At 52.4% G+C, this 19,051-nt stretch carries 14 protein-coding genes and 1 riboswitch; of the genes, 3 read left to right on the top strand and 11 right to left on the bottom strand.

From position 1 onward, the window contains the following. Window positions 1-231 precede the first annotated feature (231 nt). The 3 genes from ACFPPD_RS11970 to gyrA all read right to left on the bottom strand — a co-directional run bounded on the left by ACFPPD_RS11970 (window position 232) and on the right by gyrA (window position 5,662). Window positions 232-1,788 carry a copper amine oxidase N-terminal domain-containing protein gene (locus ACFPPD_RS11970; RefSeq protein WP_209750126.1) on the bottom strand — a complete coding sequence of 519 codons (1,557 nt, stop codon included), beginning with the start codon at window positions 1,786-1,788 and terminating at the stop codon, window positions 232-234. A gap of 131 nt (window positions 1,789-1,919) precedes the next feature. Beyond that, window positions 1,920-2,996 carry an HD-GYP domain-containing protein gene (locus ACFPPD_RS11965; protein WP_209750127.1) on the bottom strand — a complete coding sequence of 359 codons (1,077 nt, stop codon included), beginning with the start codon at window positions 2,994-2,996 and terminating at the stop codon, window positions 1,920-1,922. Between the two features lie 170 nt (window positions 2,997-3,166). Next, on the bottom strand, window positions 3,167-5,662 hold the full coding sequence (gene gyrA, locus ACFPPD_RS11960; protein WP_209750128.1) for a DNA gyrase subunit A: 2,496 nt from the start codon (window positions 5,660-5,662) through the stop codon (window positions 3,167-3,169). A gap of 189 nt (window positions 5,663-5,851) precedes the next feature. Between gyrA and ACFPPD_RS11955 the strand changes: the two genes are divergently transcribed. Continuing rightward, window positions 5,852-6,625: a YheC/YheD family protein gene (locus ACFPPD_RS11955; RefSeq protein WP_209750129.1), complete on the top strand. Its 774-nt coding sequence runs from the start codon at window positions 5,852-5,854 to the stop codon at window positions 6,623-6,625. Between the two features lie 184 nt (window positions 6,626-6,809). On the opposite strand, the gene gyrB is transcribed toward ACFPPD_RS11955, so the two are convergent. From gyrB to dnaA, 6 genes are all read right to left on the bottom strand, one after another. Next, window positions 6,810-8,720 (bottom strand): DNA topoisomerase (ATP-hydrolyzing) subunit B, encoded by a 1,911-nt coding sequence (gyrB, locus tag ACFPPD_RS11950; protein ID WP_209750130.1) that lies wholly within the window; start codon window positions 8,718-8,720, stop codon window positions 6,810-6,812. 65 nt (window positions 8,721-8,785) lie between these two features. Further along, entirely contained in the window at window positions 8,786-9,031 is a 246-nt protein-coding gene (gene remB, locus ACFPPD_RS11945) for an extracellular matrix regulator RemB (protein WP_209750131.1), read from the bottom strand. Window positions 9,032-9,047: 16 nt separating this feature from the next. After that, on the bottom strand, window positions 9,048-10,166 hold the full coding sequence (gene recF, locus ACFPPD_RS11940) for a DNA replication/repair protein RecF (RefSeq protein ID WP_209750132.1): 1,119 nt from the start codon (window positions 10,164-10,166) through the stop codon (window positions 9,048-9,050). Window positions 10,167-10,282: 116 nt separating this feature from the next. Next, on the bottom strand, window positions 10,283-10,498 hold the full coding sequence (gene yaaA / locus ACFPPD_RS11935) for a S4 domain-containing protein YaaA (RefSeq protein ID WP_209750133.1): 216 nt from the start codon (window positions 10,496-10,498) through the stop codon (window positions 10,283-10,285). Between the two features lie 11 nt (window positions 10,499-10,509). Beyond that, a complete protein-coding gene (gene dnaN, locus ACFPPD_RS11930; protein ID WP_209750134.1) occupies window positions 10,510-11,649 on the bottom strand; it encodes a DNA polymerase III subunit beta in 1,140 nt (379 codons plus the stop codon). Window positions 11,650-11,839: 190 nt separating this feature from the next. Next, the gene (dnaA, locus tag ACFPPD_RS11925; protein WP_209750135.1) at window positions 11,840-13,192 is read right to left on the bottom strand and encodes a chromosomal replication initiator protein DnaA; all 1,353 of its coding nucleotides are present in this window, start codon (window positions 13,190-13,192) and stop codon (window positions 11,840-11,842) included. 1,151 nt (window positions 13,193-14,343) lie between these two features. Between dnaA and ACFPPD_RS11920 the strand changes: the two genes are divergently transcribed. Then, the gene (locus ACFPPD_RS11920) at window positions 14,344-14,679 is read left to right on the top strand and encodes a copper amine oxidase N-terminal domain-containing protein (RefSeq protein WP_209750136.1); all 336 of its coding nucleotides are present in this window, start codon (window positions 14,344-14,346) and stop codon (window positions 14,677-14,679) included. Window positions 14,680-14,778: 99 nt separating this feature from the next. Continuing rightward, window positions 14,779-14,869: riboswitch (cyclic di-GMP riboswitch) on the top strand. 76 nt (window positions 14,870-14,945) lie between these two features. Then, on the top strand, window positions 14,946-17,576 hold the full coding sequence (locus tag ACFPPD_RS11915) for a DUF1565 domain-containing protein (RefSeq protein ID WP_209750137.1): 2,631 nt from the start codon (window positions 14,946-14,948) through the stop codon (window positions 17,574-17,576). Window positions 17,577-17,639: 63 nt separating this feature from the next. Here the strand turns inward: ACFPPD_RS11915 and ACFPPD_RS11910 are convergent, their stop codons facing one another. Further along, window positions 17,640-18,320, bottom strand: coding sequence for a DUF4956 domain-containing protein (locus ACFPPD_RS11910; RefSeq protein WP_209750138.1), 681 nt, complete (start codon window positions 18,318-18,320; stop codon window positions 17,640-17,642). Between the two features lie 17 nt (window positions 18,321-18,337). Further along, window positions 18,338-19,051, bottom strand: coding sequence for a polyphosphate polymerase domain-containing protein (locus ACFPPD_RS11905; protein ID WP_209750139.1), 714 nt, complete (start codon window positions 19,049-19,051; stop codon window positions 18,338-18,340).

The raw sequence follows: 19,051 nt of genomic DNA, 5'->3' as shown, positions 1-19,051 counted from the left end.
TTGAGGCTCATTCACTGCTGGTTTGTCTCCGCCGACCCGAAAGCCGACTTCGACGATTGTTTGTTTCTTACGCTCAATGTTCAGTTTTCAAAGAACAATTCGTGGTTCGTTTTGTTTCTTATTTCGTGTGCCGCGCTAATGGCGACTTGAATATAATATCACGGTGGGCGAATGATTGCAACACCCTATTTCAACTTTTTTGAAATGCAAGATTCGCCCACCCGATAACCCTTACCTAAAGCCGTTTCTCGCCCACTCCAACTGCGCATCCCATCGCAATTTGCCCAACTCCGAAGCCGTCGGCGTTACGGGTCTATCGTTCATTCGAATCAATAGGAATCGCGAGGAAGCCTGCCAAGATACGTTAGCCCCGAACGCTTGTTGAATAGCCGTCGCCGGCATATGCGTTCTCCCCTTTACGATCCGTACGGCCGATTGCAGCCTTATCGTTTTCCCGTTCAATAGAGCTTTGTCGCTGCCTGCTTTCATGACAAGCCTCTTACCGTCTTTAATCGCCGTCAACTTGCTTGTCTTGGCATCCCACAAGAGATTCCCTCTTATCGCCGTCATCAGTTCTTTGGCCGAAGTCAGCACTTTGCCGTTCTGGACGATCGGTGCCGCCGTAAGCGCAACGAACTCCCCTTCAACGGCAATCGCCGACGGATAACGAATTCGTCCCGTCGAGGCGGCCGCGGCGATAAGCCAATCCGAAGGCTCGGGCATCGCCCGCTGCAATGGGGCTCCGACGAAATCCTTCCATTGTCCGCTCCTAGCGTCGACGATTGGCGCCTTCCCCGTATAGAAACGGGGGACCTCCGGCTTCACGACCATGCGATAGAACGGTTCGACTCTCCACCCCTCCATCGAGGTGTCCGTTATCGCATATTGAAGTTCAATTTCGTACATCGATAAAAGCAACTGTTTAGCCATCGCGTTCGAAATTTTCGGCTTGCCGACGACCTTGTCGTTAGGTATCGGAATGTTATACCGTTCGGGAAGCGTTCCCTTGACGGCATCGAGCGTATATTCGAAAACCATGGCGTAGCCGAGCAGATCGTTCCCGCCCTCGGCGTTCGTCAAATAGGGCTGCGCGAGATCGACGAGTATACGGGCTGCCGCCGCTTGGTCCAACATATGGCTCGGGGAGACGAATTCGGTTTTATGCCAATTGACCTCGTACGCGACGACCTCCCCGCTGATTCGATCCACGAACACGGAAAAAGTCTGTTGGTCTAGCCGCATCCCCTTATTCGCTCGATCGAATCGGATTTTGTGCATCGTCTTGCTATCCGTCCGAGTGGAATACTCCGATTCCGGATAGGGGTCCACTATCCATTCCGCATTCAGCTTCCATGGCTGACCGTCCAGGAACGATCTAGCGATCTTGATCGCCTCTTCCCGGTCGACCTTTTCTTTCGACATATCGAATGCTTCCTGGGCCGGACCCCAGCCGGTCGAATCGGTTGGCCATTTCCATTGCGAGTAAGAAAGAAGCTCGCCATCTGAGCTTCTCAATACGATCTCTCCGCCATGAGTCGCATTCCCGTTCTCATTTTTCTCCGCCGTCAAAAAACCGAGTCGCCATAAACCCGACGAGCTCCCAACTCGTGTGGCTTCCGTAATCTGCGCATCATTCGGAATAAGCATGAGCTCCATCGCCCTGGCGATCGCCTGTTCCTTCGTATCAAGAGAGATAAAATCCTTCTCGGCGGCGGCATGAGGCACAGACTCGACGCCTCCCATCCACAGCAACAAGCATGCAAGCATAACCAAAATCCATGTTCTCATCGATCGTCCCCCGCTCCGCAACATCATTTTACATATACTGGTTAGACGCCGAATCGATCATTAGGTTGCTTGAACGACAAAAAAAGAACCGCCAAGGAACGATACGTTCCCGGGCGATTCGATGAGACTTCTTATTTCGTCGTAAATACTTCGCAGATGAACAATTGGCGGTTTTGCGCAAGATTCGCGATCTGTCCGTTCACGGAAACCATCGGACGCGTCGGTTGGTTCCGGTCCGTAAAGACGATCTCCCCGACAGAGCCGTTGTTCAGCTTCACGAACACGCCGTTGTGGAACTGCGTCGTCCGTTCGATGAACGTCTGAACGTACAGCGGGTCGAGCTTGCCGAACGATCCCGAATGCAGCTCTTCCAGCACGAGGTAAGGAGATTCCGCCTTTCGGTACAGCCGATTTGACGTCATCGCGTGGTACATGTCCGCAATGGCGACGATCTTCGCGTACGGATGGATCTTCTCGCCCTTCACCTTCATCGGATAACCGCTGCCGTCGATCCGCTCGTGATGCTGCAACGCGGACAGCCACACTCCCTGATTCATCGAGGCGACGCCTTCGAGAATCCGGAAGCCGTACACCGTATGCTGCCTCATCTCTTGAATTTCCTCCGCCGACAAACGGGAAGGCTTGTTCAAGATCGTCCCGTCCACTTTGACGTTGCCTATATCGTGCAAGAGCCCCGCCATGGCGATCGGAAGCCAATCCTTCTCTGGGAACTTGTTCCACTTCGCGAGCTGATAAGCGGTAAGCGCGCACAGCACGCTATTGCGAACCGTGACGTCGGGCTTGCCCGCAAAAGGAGGCGAGTGGAACGTGAGCACGTTGTACTCGTCGATATGCTCGATCAAGGCGTTCAAGCCGTTCCGCATATCGAGCACGGGAAGCTTCTGGCCGGAAGCGACCATCGACATCATTCGTTGCAGAAGCTTCTCCATCTCCAGAAATTGCTGCTGAAGCGGCGTAATCTTCACTTCCGTGGTCGCCGCGGCCTCGTCGGATGCCGAATCCGCCGAAGTTTCCTCCAGGCCGCTACGAAGAACGTCCACCGCGGCGATCAGGAACGAATACAAAATGTCCTTATCCCTCTCGGAAAGCGTACGTCCTTGCTGCAACAGTACGCTTCCAAGGGCGGTCTGAACGTCGCTGGCCAATCGGTCGCCAACCTGAACTTGCGCTACCGGAATCATCGGCATGCCACATCTCTCCCAAGGACAGAGTTTATTGCTTGTTCAACGTCCGAGCAAAAACGCCTTCGGCGTCCTCTGGACGCCGATGAAGCTTTGCGGAGACGATTCAGAAATGGATAAGCGTGAAACTTATGCATTCTGAATCGTCGAAGACGCCGAAGCCGTATGGGCCTAGCCTACTCGCCGACGTTGCCGGCGCTTTCGTCAGAACCGTCTTCGGAGCCTTCGCCGCCTTCCGCATCCGAATCCTCGCTGCGCGGCGCGCGGGCGACGGTCGCAACGGAATCCTCGTCCCGGATATTGATCAGCTTAACGCCTTGAGTAATCCGGCCCATCGTATTGATGCCGGACATGCTCGTGCGAATCAACGTGCCGGAAGTCGTCATGATCATCAAGTCTTCGTCGTCGTGAACGACTTTAAGACCGACGATCGAACCGTTCTTATCGGTGACGTTAAGCGTCTTGATGCCTTTGCCTCCGCGGGTCTGGATCCGGTATTCGGACATCGGGGTCCTTTTTCCGTAGCCTTTGGCCGTTACGATCAGCACCTCTTGGTCCGGAGCAACGACGTCCATGTCGATGACTTTGTCGTCTTCGTCGAGTTGGATGCCTTTGACCCCCGTCGCGGAACGTCCCATCGGGCGAACGTCCTGCTCGTTGAAGCGGATGGACATGCCTTGGCTCGTTCCCATAACGATCTCGCGTTCGCCGTCCGTCAGCTTCACGCCGATCAAATCGTCGTCTTCCCGGAGGGAAATCGCGATAAGGCCGACTCTACGGATGTTCGCGTAATCGTCGAGAGGCGTCTTCTTGACGATCCCGTTGCGGGTCGCGAAGAACAGGAATTGGTTCGGCTCGAACGCCTCGACCGGAATGACCGCGTTAATCGTCTCTCCCTGCTCGATCTGGATCAGGTTGATGATCGGCGTTCCGCGCGCGGTACGGCTCAAATCCGGAATCTCGTACGCTTTAATCCGGAAAACGCGCCCTTTGTTCGTAAAGAACAGCAGGTAATGATGGGTGTTGGAGATGAACAGGTTCTCGATGAAATCGTCGTCCTTCGTCCCCATCCCCATAATGCCCCGGCCGCCGCGCTTCTGGCTGCGGTACGTCGACACCGGAAGACGCTTGATGTATCCGGTATGCGTCATCGTAATGACGACATCGTCGCGAGGGATCAAGTCTTCGTCGAGAATCTCGTCGTCGCTGACCGTGATTTCCGTGCGACGTTCGTCGCCGAACTTTTGTTTCACTTCTTCGAGTTCGTCGTAGATGATGTCGTTCACGAGTTGCTCGTCCGCGAGAATCGCTTTGTATTCCGCGATTTTCTGTTGAAGCTCAGCGTATTCTTGCTCGATCTTCTCGCGTTCCAAGCCGGTCAAGCGCTGCAAACGCATATCGAGAATCGCTTGCGCCTGATCGTTCGACAATCCGAATCGCGCGATCAACCCTTCGCGGGCTTCCTCGGTCGTGCGGGACGCCCGGATAAGCGCGATGACCTCGTCCAGATGGTCGAGAGCGATCCGCAAGCCTTCGAGAATGTGGGCGCGGGCTTCGGCTTTCTTCAGATCGTATTCCGTGCGCCGGCGAATGACTTCGACTTGGTGCTTGATATAGTGGTAAAGCACGTCTTTCAAGTTGAGAACCTTCGGCTCGTTGTTAACGAGCGCGAGCATGTTGACGCCGAAGCTCGTCTGCATTTGCGTCTGCTTGTACAGGTTGTTCAGCACGACCGTCGGCGTCACGTCGCGGCGCAGCTCGATGACGATGCGCATGCCGTTGCGGTCCGATTCGTCGCGAAGGTCGGTAATGCCGTCGATCTTCTTCTCGCGCACGAGCTCGGCGATCTTCTCGACGAGACGGGCCTTGTTCACTTGATACGGAATCTCGTGAACGAGAATGCGCGCTTTGCCGTTCGTTTCTTCGATCGTCGCCCGGGCGCGCATCGTGACCGAACCGCGTCCCGTCGCATAAGCTTGGCGAATGCCGACGCGGCCGAGAATGAGGCCCGCCGTCGGGAAGTCGGGACCCTTGACGTACTCCATCAAGTCGTACGGGGTGAGCTCCGGATCGCGAAGCAACGCCTGCGTGCCTTCGATGACCTCTCTCAAGTTGTGAGGAGGAATGTTCGTCGCCATCCCGACCGCGATGCCCGTATTGCCGTTGACGAGCAAGTTCGGGAATCGCGCCGGCAACACGACGGGCTCATGTTCTTCGCCGTCGTAGTTCGGCCGGAAGTCGATCGTTTCTTTGTTGATGTCGCGCAGCATTTCCATCGCGATCTTGGAAAGACGGGCTTCCGTATACCGCATCGCCGCCGCGAAATCGCCGTCGACCGAACCGAAGTTCCCGTGACCGTCGACGAGCATGTAGCGGAGGGAGAAATCTTGCGCCATCCGTACCATCGCTTCGTAGATGGAAGAGTCGCCGTGCGGATGGTACTTGCCGATGACTTCGCCGACGATTCTCGCCGATTTCTTGTACGGCTTGTCCGGTGCCATGCCGAGTTCCGACATCGCGTACAAAATCCGTCTATGAACCGGCTTCAATCCATCGCGAACGTCCGGCAACGCGCGGCTGACGATAATGCTCATTGCGTAATCCATGAACGATTCCCGCATTTCCTGACCGATTTCGCGGTCGCGGATTTGGGAGCGTTGTTCTTCCGACATGAGGATCCTCCTTAGCGAATATATCAACGGGTTCGAACTCGTCCGGAGGCGGCAAAACGCACACCGCGAAACGAATTCCGTCATAGGTTAGAAAACAGGCAAGAATGACAGCTGAATCCATTCATGCCGAAACACGCACAATAATTCCATTATACCATAATGCCCAAGGGAAAGGTTGGATGAACAAGCATGTCGATACAGCGCGTCCGCAGTAAATGGGCAAAAACCGACGTTCTTCTCGCCGATGCCGATTTAAGGCGGCATGTGCCGGATACCGCACGGTTCGATCGTTCTACCGTCGCCGCATTTCTGCAAAAGCACGGCATGATCTACGTCAAGCCGGTGGACGGCACGTTCGGCAGCGGCGTCATCCGCGTCGAGTACGCGGGCGCGGCCGACTCCCCTTACCGCTTTCAATCCGGCGAGACGAAGTACGCGTTCGCCAGCTTCGACGACATGTATCCCAAGCTGATCTCCGTCAAGAAGAACAAACCTTATCTCGTCCAACAAGGCATTCATCTGCTGAAGCACGGCGGAAGAAGATTCGACTTGAGGGTCATGGTGCAGATGAACCCGCAGTCGAAATGGGAGACGACCGGCATGATCGGCCGCGTCGCCCATCCGCGCAAAATCGTTACCAACTACCATGCCGGCGGAACGCCGATGCCGCTGGAAAAGCTGTTCTCCTCGCATCTTACGAAGGAACGGCGCATCGCCTTCGGGAACAAGCTCCGCAAGCTGGGCATTGATGTCGCAGTCGCGCTGGAGAAGAAGTATCCCCGCCTGAAGGAAATCGGCGTAGACGTCGCGGTAGACACGAAATTCAACGCCTGGGTGCTAGAGGTCAACACGCTTCCGGATCCGTTCCTGTTCAAGAAGCTGCCGAATCGCGCCGTCTTCCGCCGAATATACGCTTATGCCGTCGCTTATGGTAGATTCAGAGCCCGCAAACGCGGCGCTTAATCCGCAGGGGGTATCCCTAGGTAGAGATACCCCCTGATCTATATCCGCAACGTTCGAACCGGCCGGAAGGCGGCTGTCATTGTTCGCGATCAGTCATGATCAACCCGGCCCGCATGCGGCCCGTCATTGTTCGCGATCCGTCATGTCCAACCCGGCCCGCATGCGGCCCGTCATTGTTCACGACTTATATATCCAAGTTCTTGACGAACTTCGCGTATTGCTGGATGAATTCGCGCCGCGGCTCGACGTTGTCGCCCATGAGCGTATCGAACATGAGGTCGGCTTTCATCGCGTCTTCGATGCGGACTTGAAGCATCGTGCGGCCGGCCGGATCCATCGTCGTCTCCCACAGCTGTTCGGCGTTCATTTCTCCCAAGCCTTTGTAACGTTGCACGTTCAGCTTCGTTCCTTCGCCGAACTCGGCGAAGATCGCATCGCGTTCGCGCTCGTTCATCGCGTAACGTACCGTCTTGTTGCGTTCGATCTTGAACAAAGGCGGCTGCGCGATGTAGACGTAGCCTTCCTCGATCAGCTTGCGCATGTACCGGTAGAAAAACGTCAGGATGAGCGTGCGGATGTGCGCGCCGTCGACGTCGGCATCGGTCATGATGATGATCTTGTGGTAACGGGCTTTCGTAATGTCGAAGTCGTCGCTAATCCCGGTGCCGAGCGCCGTAATCATCGCCCGGATCTCCAAGTTGGACAAGATCTTGTCCAAACGCGCTTTCTCGACGTTCAGGATTTTGCCCCGAAGCGGCAAAATCGCTTGGAAATGACGGTCGCGGCCTTGCTTCGCGGACCCGCCCGCGGAGTCGCCCTCGACGATGTACAATTCGCTGATCGACGCGTCTTTGGACGAGCAGTCCGCCAGCTTGCCCGGCAGGGAGCTGACTTCAAGCGCGCTCTTCCGTCGAGTTAATTCCCGCGCCTTCCGTGCCGCTTCCCTCGCGCGTGCCGCTTGCAGTCCCTTCTCCATCACCTTGCGGGCGACGCCCGGGTTCTCGTCAAGGAACTGCAGCAGCTTCTCGCTGAACAACGATTCGACGATGCCGCGAACTTCGCTGTTGCCGAGCTTCGTCTTCGTCTGGCCTTCGAATTGCGGCTCGGGAATCTTGACCGAGATGATCGCGGTCAAGCCTTCGCGCACGTCGTCGCCGGACAAATTCGATTCGCTTTCCTTCACGAAGCCCATCTTCCGCGCGTAATCGTTAATGATCCGCGTGAGGGCGCTCTTGAAGCCGGATTCGTGCGTGCCGCCTTCGTGCGTATTGATATTGTTCGCGAACGAGTACAAGTTCTCGGAATAGCCGTCGTTGTACTGCATCGCGATCTCGCAATGAATGTGATCTCTGGCGCCCTCGACGTAGATCGGCGTCTCGTGAAGCGCTTCGCGCGTCCGGTTCAAGTACTGAACGAACTCGACGATGCCGCCCTCGTAGTGGAACGAATCGTTCATTCCCGTGCGCTTGTCCTCGAGGTTGATCCGGATGCCCTTGTTCAGGAACGCAAGCTCGCGAATCCGTCCGACCAGAATGTCGTATTCGTAGACGGTCGTCTCCGTGAAGATCTCCGGATCCGGCTTGAACTGGACCGTCGTTCCGGTTTCGTCGGAATCGCCGACGACTTTAAGCTCGTACTGCGGCGTTCCGCGCTGGTATTCCTGCTGATGAATATGACCGTCGCGCTTAACCGTGACGACGACCTTCTCGGACAACGCGTTCACGACGGAAATACCGACCCCGTGCAAACCGCCCGATACTTTGTACCCTTCGCCGCCGAACTTGCCGCCGGCGTGAAGCACGGTCATGACGACTTCCAGCGTCGACTTCTGCAGCTTCGCGTTTAAGCCGACCGGAATGCCGCGGCCGTTGTCGATGACCGTGATGCTATTGTCTTCTTCTATGATGACGTCGATCCGCGTGCAATAGCCGGCCAACGCTTCGTCTATGCTATTATCGACGACTTCCCATACCAGGTGATGCAAGCCCTTGCCGCTCGTGGACCCGATGTACATCCCGGGGCGCTTGCGGACCGCTTCCAACCCTTCCAATACCTGAATCTGACTCTCGTCGTACGTGTTTTGCTGTGAATTCACGGACAAACCTTCCACCGCCTTTTTTGCGTAACCGCTGCTGATTAACGATTCGGGGAGTGCGTCGCCTAGCCTTCCAGGTAATGCGCCCTCTTCTTGAGGGTAGACGTGGAAATCGGCGAATAATACACTTTGTGCTCCGTTACGACAATCGACTTCGGATCTTCCTCACCGATCGTTTCCACTTCCTTGTTCTTCTGCGCATGCACGATGAATTGCCTCGACAGCTTGGAAGACTGCTCGATGGAAATGTCGAAGATGGCTACGAGCTGCGAAGTTCGTATGATCTTTTCCCCGCCTAAATGTAAATACACGGAGTTCCTCCTCGCTTTAGCGCAGCACTTGACCGTCTCTCACGTGAAAAAGAGAAGCGTCTTTCAAGCGGCTCATGTTCACGCTCTCGAGTCCCGTCGTCGTGATGAACGTCTGGACCCGGCTTTGGAACGTCTCTATCAGCTGGGTTTGACGGGTCTGATCCAATTCCGATAGCACGTCATCCAGCAATAATAACGGGTATTCCCCGATTTCTTCGTGCATCAGTTCCAATTCGGCCAGCTTCAGCGACAACGCCGCCGTTCTTTGCTGCCCTTGGGATCCGAACGCTTGCACGTCCTTGCCGTTGATGGCGAAAGTGAGATCGTCCCGGTGCGGACCGGTCAGCGTCGTTCCCCGCCTGAATTCCTGATCCTTGCCCTCTGTTAACTTTATCATAAATTGTTCGAATAAAGAAGCTTGATCTTGGTTATCTATACCATATGCATGGCCGAACGAGGGCTTGTAATCCACGGTCAGAAGCTCGTTGCCGCCCGTGATTCCGGCATGGATTTTCTCCGCCCATTTCTGCAGCTGTACGATAAAGTTTTTCCTTTTTTGCATCATTTTAACACCGGTCGTCGCAAGCTGTTCGTTCCATACTTCGAGCATCTCGGGAGACGCTTTGCGGGCGTCCGTCATCTTCAGGTAATTGTTCCGCTGCTGAAGAATCTTCTGGTACTGCTGCATGTCGTACAAATAACCGGGGTGCACCTGGCCGATTTCCATGTCCATGAACCGGCGGCGCACACCCGGTGCTCCCTTGACGATATCGAGATCTTCCGGCGCGAACAGAACGACGTTCAGCGTGCCGACGAAGCTGCTCAGCTTCCGTTGCTCCAGCCCGTTCACCTTCGCCTTTTTCCCTTGCGCCGACAGCTGCAGCTCCAAGCTCACGTTTCCGTGTTTTCTGCGCATCTGCGCCCGGATCAACGCCGCGTTCTGATTCCATCCGATCAGTTCCTTGTCCTTCGAAGTCCGGTGAGACTTCGTTAGCGACAGAACGTGGATCGCTTCGACCAGATTCGTCTTGCCTTGGGCGTTAGGTCCGATGAAAATATTGACCCCGCCCTCGGTAGACAGCTTCAACGAATCGTAATTCCGGTATCCGTGAAGCTCCAATGTGTTCAATTGCATCGCGCGTATTCCTCTCCGCCTAGCGGTTCGTCACCGTCAAGCAAACACGTCTTCCGCGTCTATCTGACGCGGAAGTAGCTTTGCATCGGTTATTCAGAAACGAATGGGCGCTCAATTCATTTAGTCTGAATAACAAACTGCCCGCAGCCTTCGACGTCGATGACGTCCCCGACCCTGAGCTTGCGTCCTCTGCGCTCATCCGTTTCACCGTTGACCGTAACCGTTTTTTCCGCGAGAAAGTGCTTTACTTCCCCGCCCGTGCCGATGCAGTCGGCCAGCTTCAGAAACTGTCCTAGCGTAATGTATTCGGTCGATATGCCGATGTTCTTCATTCGTTATCGCCTCAATTCGTCGTCCGGTAGGGAAGAATCAGATGCAGGCTGCGATCGTGATCGTTCGGCCGGATAATAATCGGGCTCATCGCGCCGTTGAAGCCGATGAGAAGCTCTTCGCTGTCGATGACCTTCAGCACGTCGAGCATGTATTTGGAGTTGAACGCGATGCGCAGCGGTTCGCCCTTCATCTCCGTCACGCCGAGCTGCTCCGTGACCTTGCCGAGCTCGGAGGAGCTGGACGAAATCTCGATGCCGCCGTCTTCCATCGTGACGAGGCGGACGATGTTCGTCTTCTCTTCGCGCGAGAGCAAGTAGGCGCGGTCGATCGCGTCGCTGAGCGCTTTCGTGTTAATGACGAGTTCTGTTTTGAATTGCTGCGGAATAATCTTTGAAGTATCGGGATAAGTCCCGTCCAGCATCCGCGAGAAGAACAGCACGTTGCCGAGCTTGAAGAGCACTTGATTGTCCGCCACGACGATATCGACCATGACGTTCTGATCGGGAACGATCTTGGCGAGCTCGTTCAATGTCTTCCCGGAGATGACGATATTGGAAAACCGGACGTCCGTCGCGGCTACGCTCGCGGAACGGCTGGCGAGCCGGTGACGGTCCGTCGCCACGAATTTGTACGTGCCTTCTTGCAGATTCCAAAGTACGCCCGTCAGAATCGGCGTCGATTCGTTCGTCGTCACCGCGAATACGGTTTGACGGATCATGTCTCTCAGCAAGTCGCCGGCGATCGACACGACTTGGTCTTCCTGAACGGAAGGGAGAACCGGGAATTCTTCGGGATCGAGCCCTACGAGCTGAATTTCCGTCGCTCCGGAAGTGATCAACGTCTGGAAACGATCTCCGACTTCGAGATGGACTTCCTCGTGCGGCAGCTTTTTGACGATTTCGACGAAAAACTTCGCCGCGAGAACGACGCTGCCGGTTCTCGAGACGGTGGCGACCGTCTTGTTCGGCGTTTCGAGCGGAATGAAGCTTTGAATCGAAATATCAGTATCGCTGGCGGTCAGCGTCACCCCGGAATAACTGGCGTCGATTTTGATGCCGCTAAGGATCGGGATCGTCGTGCGGGAAGCGACGGCTTTCGATACGTGTTGAATCGCTTCGTTCAACTCTCCGCGCAATATGGTCAATTTCATATAGAGCACCTCGTCGAATTTGTCGGTTGCTGCGCCAAAAGCGGCTTCCACGCCCATTTAACGCTTATTGTAGCATGTTTTAAATATTAAAGTCGTAGTAGGCGGCGTGAATATGTGGATAACCGTGAAAAAGCTCGAAAACAACGCCTATCCACATGTGGATTCATTGTGCATAGGCGTTGGTGTATTTTTAGGTTAAATTTTTGATTTTCTCGGTGAGGCTGTTGATAATTTTGTACAAGTCCTGATCGACTTTCAGCAGCTGCGAAATCTTCTCGTGAGCGTGAATGACGGTCGTATGGTCTCTGCCGCCGAACGCGTCGCCGATCTTCGGCAGGGAATAGTCGGTGAGCTCCCGGGAGAGGTACATGGCGATCTGCCTCGGGAACGCAACGGCCTTCGTTCGTTTGCGCGCCTTGAAATCCTCGAGCTTGAGCCCGTAGAAGTCGCCGACCCGTTGCTGAATATCCTGCATCGTGATGAGCCGGTTGCGGCCGGTCGGAAGGATGTCCTTCAGCGCTTCGGCGGCCAGATGCGCCGAGATGTCCTGATTCGTCAGCGAGGAGTAGGCGACGATCCGGATGAGCGCACCTTCGAGCTCGCGGATGTTGGAATCGATCATGTTCGCGATATACATCATCGCTTCGTTCGGAATATCGAGGTTCTCGGCCTTCGCTTTCTTGCGAAGGATGGCGATCCTCGTCTCCAGGTCGGGCGGCTGAATATCTGTGATCAATCCCCATTCGAAGCGGGATCTCAGCCTTTCCTCGAGCGTCGGAATCTCCTTGGGCGGGCGGTCGCTCGAGATGACGATCTGCTTATGTTCCTCGTGCAGCGCGTTAAAAGTATGGAAAAATTCCTCTTGCGTGCCTTCTTTGCCGGCCAGGAATTGAATATCGTCGATCAGCAGAACGTCGATGTTGCGATACTTGTTGCGGAAGCTTTCGCCCCGGTTATCGCGAATCGCGTTGATGAATTCGTTCGTGAATTTCTCGGAAGACAAATACAAAACCTTCATATGAGGATTGTGTTCGAGTATATAGTGCCCGATCGCGTGCATAAGGTGAGTCTTGCCCAATCCGACGCCGCCGTACATGAAAAAAGGATTGTACGACTTCGCGGGAAGCTCGGCGACCGCCAGCGACGCGGCGTGCGCGAAGCGATTGGCCGCTCCGATGACGAACGTGTCGAACGTGTATTTCGGATTCAGCATGTGCATCATCGGCTCTTCCGCGATTTGAACGCGGTTCGCCGCCGCGGGCACGGCTTGTTCCACGGGTTCCGCCTGGTGAATTTCTTCTATGGAGAATTTCACGTCCACGGGTCTGCCGATATAGTCGGAAAGCGTCGAGGAGACCAGCTTCGTATAACGGGTTTCGAGCCATTCGACGGCGAACGTCGTTGGCGCGGTCACGATCACCGCGTTATCGCTTATGAAGGAAGCCTTCGTCGCTTTGAACCAGGTATCGAAGCTCGGCTTGCTCAGCTTCGTCTGGATGACCGACAACACTTGTTGCCAAACCTCGTTGTTGCGGTTGTCCACGACAATTTCTCTCCTTTAACCCATCGTGAGGACAAAAAATAAGCGGAAAACTTGTTACCGCGAATGAATCGCGGAGCAGTTGTCCACAGTTTCCCCTTTATTATTATTAGGGATATCCACGAATCGGGGGATTTGTTCACAAAGTTATACACAGGGTGTTAATAAAACGAGGGGAATTCATCGTCATCCACCGCTAAACTCTGGACTAATCATAGCAGACAAACCCTCTTAATTCAACGGATTTCACCGTGTTATCCACAATTTCAAGAACTTGTGGATGAAAACTGTGCACAGCACAAGATATTGTTGATAAGATGTGAGGCGGTTCGACTTCTATCGTGAATAACTTCTTTTTGCGGTCAGTTTATTCACATGTGCATAAGTGAAACAGTCATGATCTTTTCGAAATACCTGCTTAAAATGATCGCTCCCCACGTATCTATCCTGCTATACTGATTACATCCAGAATCGATATAAAAGGAAGAAATCACTTGAAGTTGTATCGACTATTGTCCTTCGCGGCCGTCTGCCTGCTCGTCACAACTTCGGCAACCCGTTCAGACGCGACCTTCCCTAGATACTCGGAAGATTTGCTCCTTCCCGCAATGGCTTCGGAGAATTCCGTAGATGTAAATGCCGTCTTAAACGGTTCGGAGCCCTACGCCGTCGCTTGGAGACTTTCCGTTTCCGAACCTTCGCAGCTTCGGTTCGATTCTAAAATCGACGCTTTTGTTTTTCAATCGCAAGAAGGCGTTAAGGCTATTCTTCCCTCCGGTGATTCCGTTTCCCCTGCAGGAGCCGATCCTACAAAGGAATTTAATCCTATATCCGCCGGATTAACCGTCGAGAGCCATTCATTGCATTACCGTTCTTCCGATTCCAGAGACCCTGATTGGACATACCGTTTGCCGGAAGGACAAGTTCCCCTTCCTCAGACGATTCAAGTTGACGGACTGAACAGGATTTATTTTCAGGATGATCAATCTCGCTATTATTCATTAGATTCGAACGGGAAAGTAAGGTTCTTGCTAAGCTTCGAATCTCTTCCGGGCATAGCGGAATGCGCGGTAGCTTTAAACGGTGATTCAATATGTTTGTCGAACTCGTTCGGAGTCATCGGAATACGTCAGGAAATCGACGCGCCCCGGCTAATGATAGATGGCAGGGAAAAGTTCTTTCCATACCCTCCGCAGCTCGTGAACGGGTCGGTGTTCATTCCTTTCCGGAACTTGTTCGAAGCATTAGGCGCTACCGTGCGGTGGGATGGAAAAAGCCGCACCGTCGAAGCCCTTAAAGGCAAACGAAAGGTGCGGCTGACGATTGGTAAATCAACCGCCGAAGTGAACGGGAAGGCCGTTAAAATCGCGCAGACGCCGTTTGTTAAGAACGGAGCGACCTTTATACCGCTTCGTCTTGCGGGCGAAGCGCTGGGTTACGTCGTGGTTTGGGAGAACGCAACCCGGACGATCCAGATCGTGTCGTCATAGTATGGAAACGAATGATCGGCATCGATAATTTAGACCTTTTAATTTCAGACCTTCAACCTATATACAAATATTAAAAGTGGCAGTAAAGTATTAAACAAAAAACCGAAAAGGCATACCTTGGGAAACCAAGCGACGCAAAACTATAGGGGCTTCCTTTGCGAAATAGCAAAGATGCCAGCCAGTTACCGAAGTTTTCGATATCGTGCACATTGCGCATACCGGACTTGGGATATCTTTTTTCGGTATTCGAAAGGGTGCGCGATGTCATGTCGGTCAATTATGCTAGAGAAAATGGGCGAAAAACCAATTTTCATCCCCTATTCATCGCAATAACCCTCCTTTTATCTTCGATCTTCTTAAATTTCGGTTATCCAAAATCGGCATATGCAGCAGAAGCAGGCATTTTTTTTGTTTCCGCTTCAGGAGACGACATCAACCCGGGGACCTTAGACTCCCCATGGCGAACGATTCAAAAAGCAGCGGATACGCTTAAACCGGGTGAGACGGTATATGTAAGAGGCGGCATCTATTCGGAACTCGTGTCGGTAAAAAATTCTGGCACTCTCGACGGCGGATTTATTACTTTTCAAAACTACATGAATGAAACGCCTGTTATCGATGGAACCGGAAAAACCGTAGAAGGCGTAAATCAGGCGTTGGTCCTTTTATCGAATGTCAATTATGTCAAAATTCAAGGTTTTGAAATCGGCAATCTAACCTCATCCAGCAGTTCTGTCGATCCGGCCGGCATAAGAGTGAAAAACGGCGGGAGCAATATTCAGATTCTGAATAATAACGTTCATCATATCGAGAATACGGCAACATCGGGGAATGCGCATGGAATTCATGTATTGGGAAATTCATTAAACGCGTTGAACAATCTTTTCATCAGCGACAACCAAGTTCACCATTTGAAAACAGGTTACAGTGAATCGATAACGTTAAGCGGAAATATTGACGGATTCTCCGTTACGCGCAATCAGGTTTATGAAAATAACAATATCGGCATCGAATTGGCCGGTTATTACAATGCGTGTTCCAGTCCTTGCATCGATCAGACGCGTAATGGCATCGTCGCGGAGAACACCGTATACCGTATCGATTCTTCCACGAATTCGGCTTATGGAACAGGTATCCATGCTGCGGGAGGCATTTACGCGGATGGTGCTGCCAATATCGTTATTGAGAGGAATGTTCTGTACAATAATGATTTCGGCATCGAGTTAGCCAGTGAAAAACAAGGGAAATCCACCAGCAACATGACCGTACAAAATAATTACATTCACCATAATTACGGCGCGGGACTTATCATGGGCGGGGCCAGTTCTTCTAACGGAGGCGCTTCTCTGAATCGGATCATTAATAACACGTTTGTGGAGAACGACACTCTTAATAAGGGCTATGGAGATATCACCCTTCAGAACAACAATCTCAATAATCAATTTGCTAACAATATTATCTATAACGGATCCCAAAAGATATCAATCAATAAAATAAATACAAGCGGTTCGGGGAATACATTCGATTACAATCTGACCTATAACCCGAACGGAGCAAACGGGACGCAGTGGAAATGGGACGGTGTCTTATATGCTTCTTGGAGCGCTTATAAGCTCGGAACGGGAAATGACAGCCACTCTTTATTCGGCGATCCGCAGTTTGTCGATAAATCGAATAACGATATCCAATTGATGTCAAGCTCTATGGGGATCGATAAAGGATCTTCGCAATTTATAACGAGCGGATCCTACGATCTCGGCGGGTCTGCGAGAGTACAGGGTCTTTCCGTTGATATCGGAGCATTGGAACACGCCCCCGTCATCATGGACAATCCGCAACCGTCTCCTGAGGGATCCATAGGCGGGAATATTGACTGGAGCGGGATTGCGGTACTTAGCTCAGGAACTAGCAACGCCAAAATATTGAAAGCCGTAAAAAGCGATAGTAACTTGAATATTTATGTCGAAGGAATCAACTTAACGACGAAGAGCCAAATTTTTATCAATAGTGACGATAATCAAAATACGGGCTTTAAGACTCCTTATTGGGGAACGGCCGGTGCGGATTATTTATTAGAAAACGGAACTTTGTATCATTATGGAGCGGCTAACGGTTCGAAGTGGATTTGGACTAAAGTAAAATCATATAGTGGTACGCCTAACTTTTCATTTTCGGATACTTTATTAGTGACTTCGATCCCCTATGCGGATTTGGGGACAAACCAAAGTTCAACTCTTAAGATCGGATATATCTGGAATGACTCCAACAAGAACAAGTTGCCGGCAAGCGGAGGTTTGGCCGCCGTAACAGAGATTCTGATCGATCAGGCTCCTCCTGTTGTAGAAGAGCCAACGCATGAACCTGTGCCGGAACCTGTGCCAACACCTGACCCTACGCCAGAACCAAGCCCGAGTCCCGTAGCGGCTACAATCACTGTAGACGGGGATACGGCAGATTGGAGCGAAGTTGCCATTCTGGGCAGCGGCGAATCAAATGCTAAGCTATTGAAAGCTTACAACAACGAAACGCAATTATATCTCCTTGTTCAAGGCAGTAATCTTACATTGAAAAGCCAGTTTTATATTAATTCCGATAACAATCCAGCCACAGGTTTTCAATCGAGCAATTCCGACTTGAGCGGAACCGATTATCTGATTGAAAACGGAACGTTATACCGTTATGGCGGAACAGGCGCGAGTTGGTCCTGGACTAAAGTGACGGTCTTGAAAGGAACACCGAATTACTTTGTCGGGTCGAACGTAATTGAAACAGCTATTCCAATTGTAACGTTGGGAGTAAGTTCAGGCAGTACGATCAAAATTCGATTTATTTTGAATGACAATACTGCCGATCAGGTTCTGGATAATGGGAAGGTACCTGTTTATACGCTGAAGTAACGAGAAAGAAAACCTAAAAAAACCTTCTTGATTTCAAGAAGGTTTTTTTTGAATCTTACGGAGTTACTGCGCGTAATCACCGCGGTAATTGATAAGACTGACGTCGCTTACGCCTTCAATTGCGGAAATTTCGTTAACGAATGCCGTATTATCGTCCCGAAGGCGAAGCTCAAGCGTTAATTCCGTGAAGTCTTTGCGCACCGTCTTGGACTTCAACTGATACGACATACGGACAAGCTTACTCCTCAGTTCATCCGCCGCAGTATCGGCATGGCGGATAATGAGCAAATAAGGGCTTGATCTTATTTTTTTGCGGGAAAGCAGTACGAGCACGAGTCCGATTACGGCGGATCCGATCAAAGCCAGAGGGTACAATCTCGCACCCGAAGCGATACCGACCGCAATCGCCCAGAACATATAAACGATGTCGAGAGGGTCCTTCACCGCCGTACGAAACCGGACGATGCTGAGGGCGCCGACCATGCCTAGAGACAATACGATATTGGTGCTGATCGTCATGATGATCACGCTTGTAATCATCGCCATCAGCACGAAAGTCACATTATAATTATAGCTGTATACGACGCCTCGGAAAGTTATTTTATAGATGTAATAGATAAACATCCCGACTGCAAAGGCGCAGAGCAGTCCGAGCAAAATGTCAATGTAAGAGACGCTTCGGAAAGCATCGAGATGCAAGGCGCTTTTCTTGAACAAATCCTCAAAATTCATTATATCTCCCATTTGGCGGGCTCCTCCGGTTAAAGTTTATAATGCTGCAAGGAAGTTTCCCTGCACAACAGGTACTTGGAAATGGCTGATCGCTGATGGGAGTCGGGCTGAACAAGCTGTCTCACCGTTTCCGGGAAAAACTCGTTGTACTTAACTTCCATAATCGTTCGCGAATCCTGTATAACTTCCAGAGCCGCCCGACGGGTGTGATCGAACAAATCGACGGAATTGATTCCTGCGGCCATCCGTTTATCGAACGTAATCCGAACATCGCCAGGACCGTACACGTAAGCTTCCCGCGTGTACTCCACGATAACCGCCGGCCGGAATCCGCGATGCGCGACGGCGGAGTGAAAGTCGACGAGCAGCGGTTTGTCGGACGTTGCCAGGAACGAAACATCCCCTGACAAGATACGATCGTATTCGTCACGCGTGAGGCTCGCGGCTTCCTTGCTCACATACTCTCCGTACTTGCTCTTGCGTTCTAGCTTGATGGTCTTATCGCTACCGTTATATGTGCGTATCCGGTACTTCTCGCGGCTGAATATGCCGTGCGACTTGTCGTACAGCGCCTGATCATGGATTCCGTCGAAATAGAGGCTGCGAATGACGTAACCTTCCGATCCGACGGAGAATCCGTCCAAAGGCAAGAAAGATGAGACACGTCCCCGAAGCGTCAAATATTCGTGCGGGTGTATATAATATTTCAGCTCGTGCCGGAGGCGTTGTCCCAGAAATTCCAA

This window comes from Cohnella suwonensis, assembly GCF_042655365.1.
GTDB lineage: Bacteria > Bacillota > Bacilli > Paenibacillales > Paenibacillaceae > Cohnella > Cohnella suwonensis.
The sequence above is the reverse complement of the archived record's forward strand: the minus strand, read 5'-3'. Positions and strand labels throughout refer to the sequence as shown.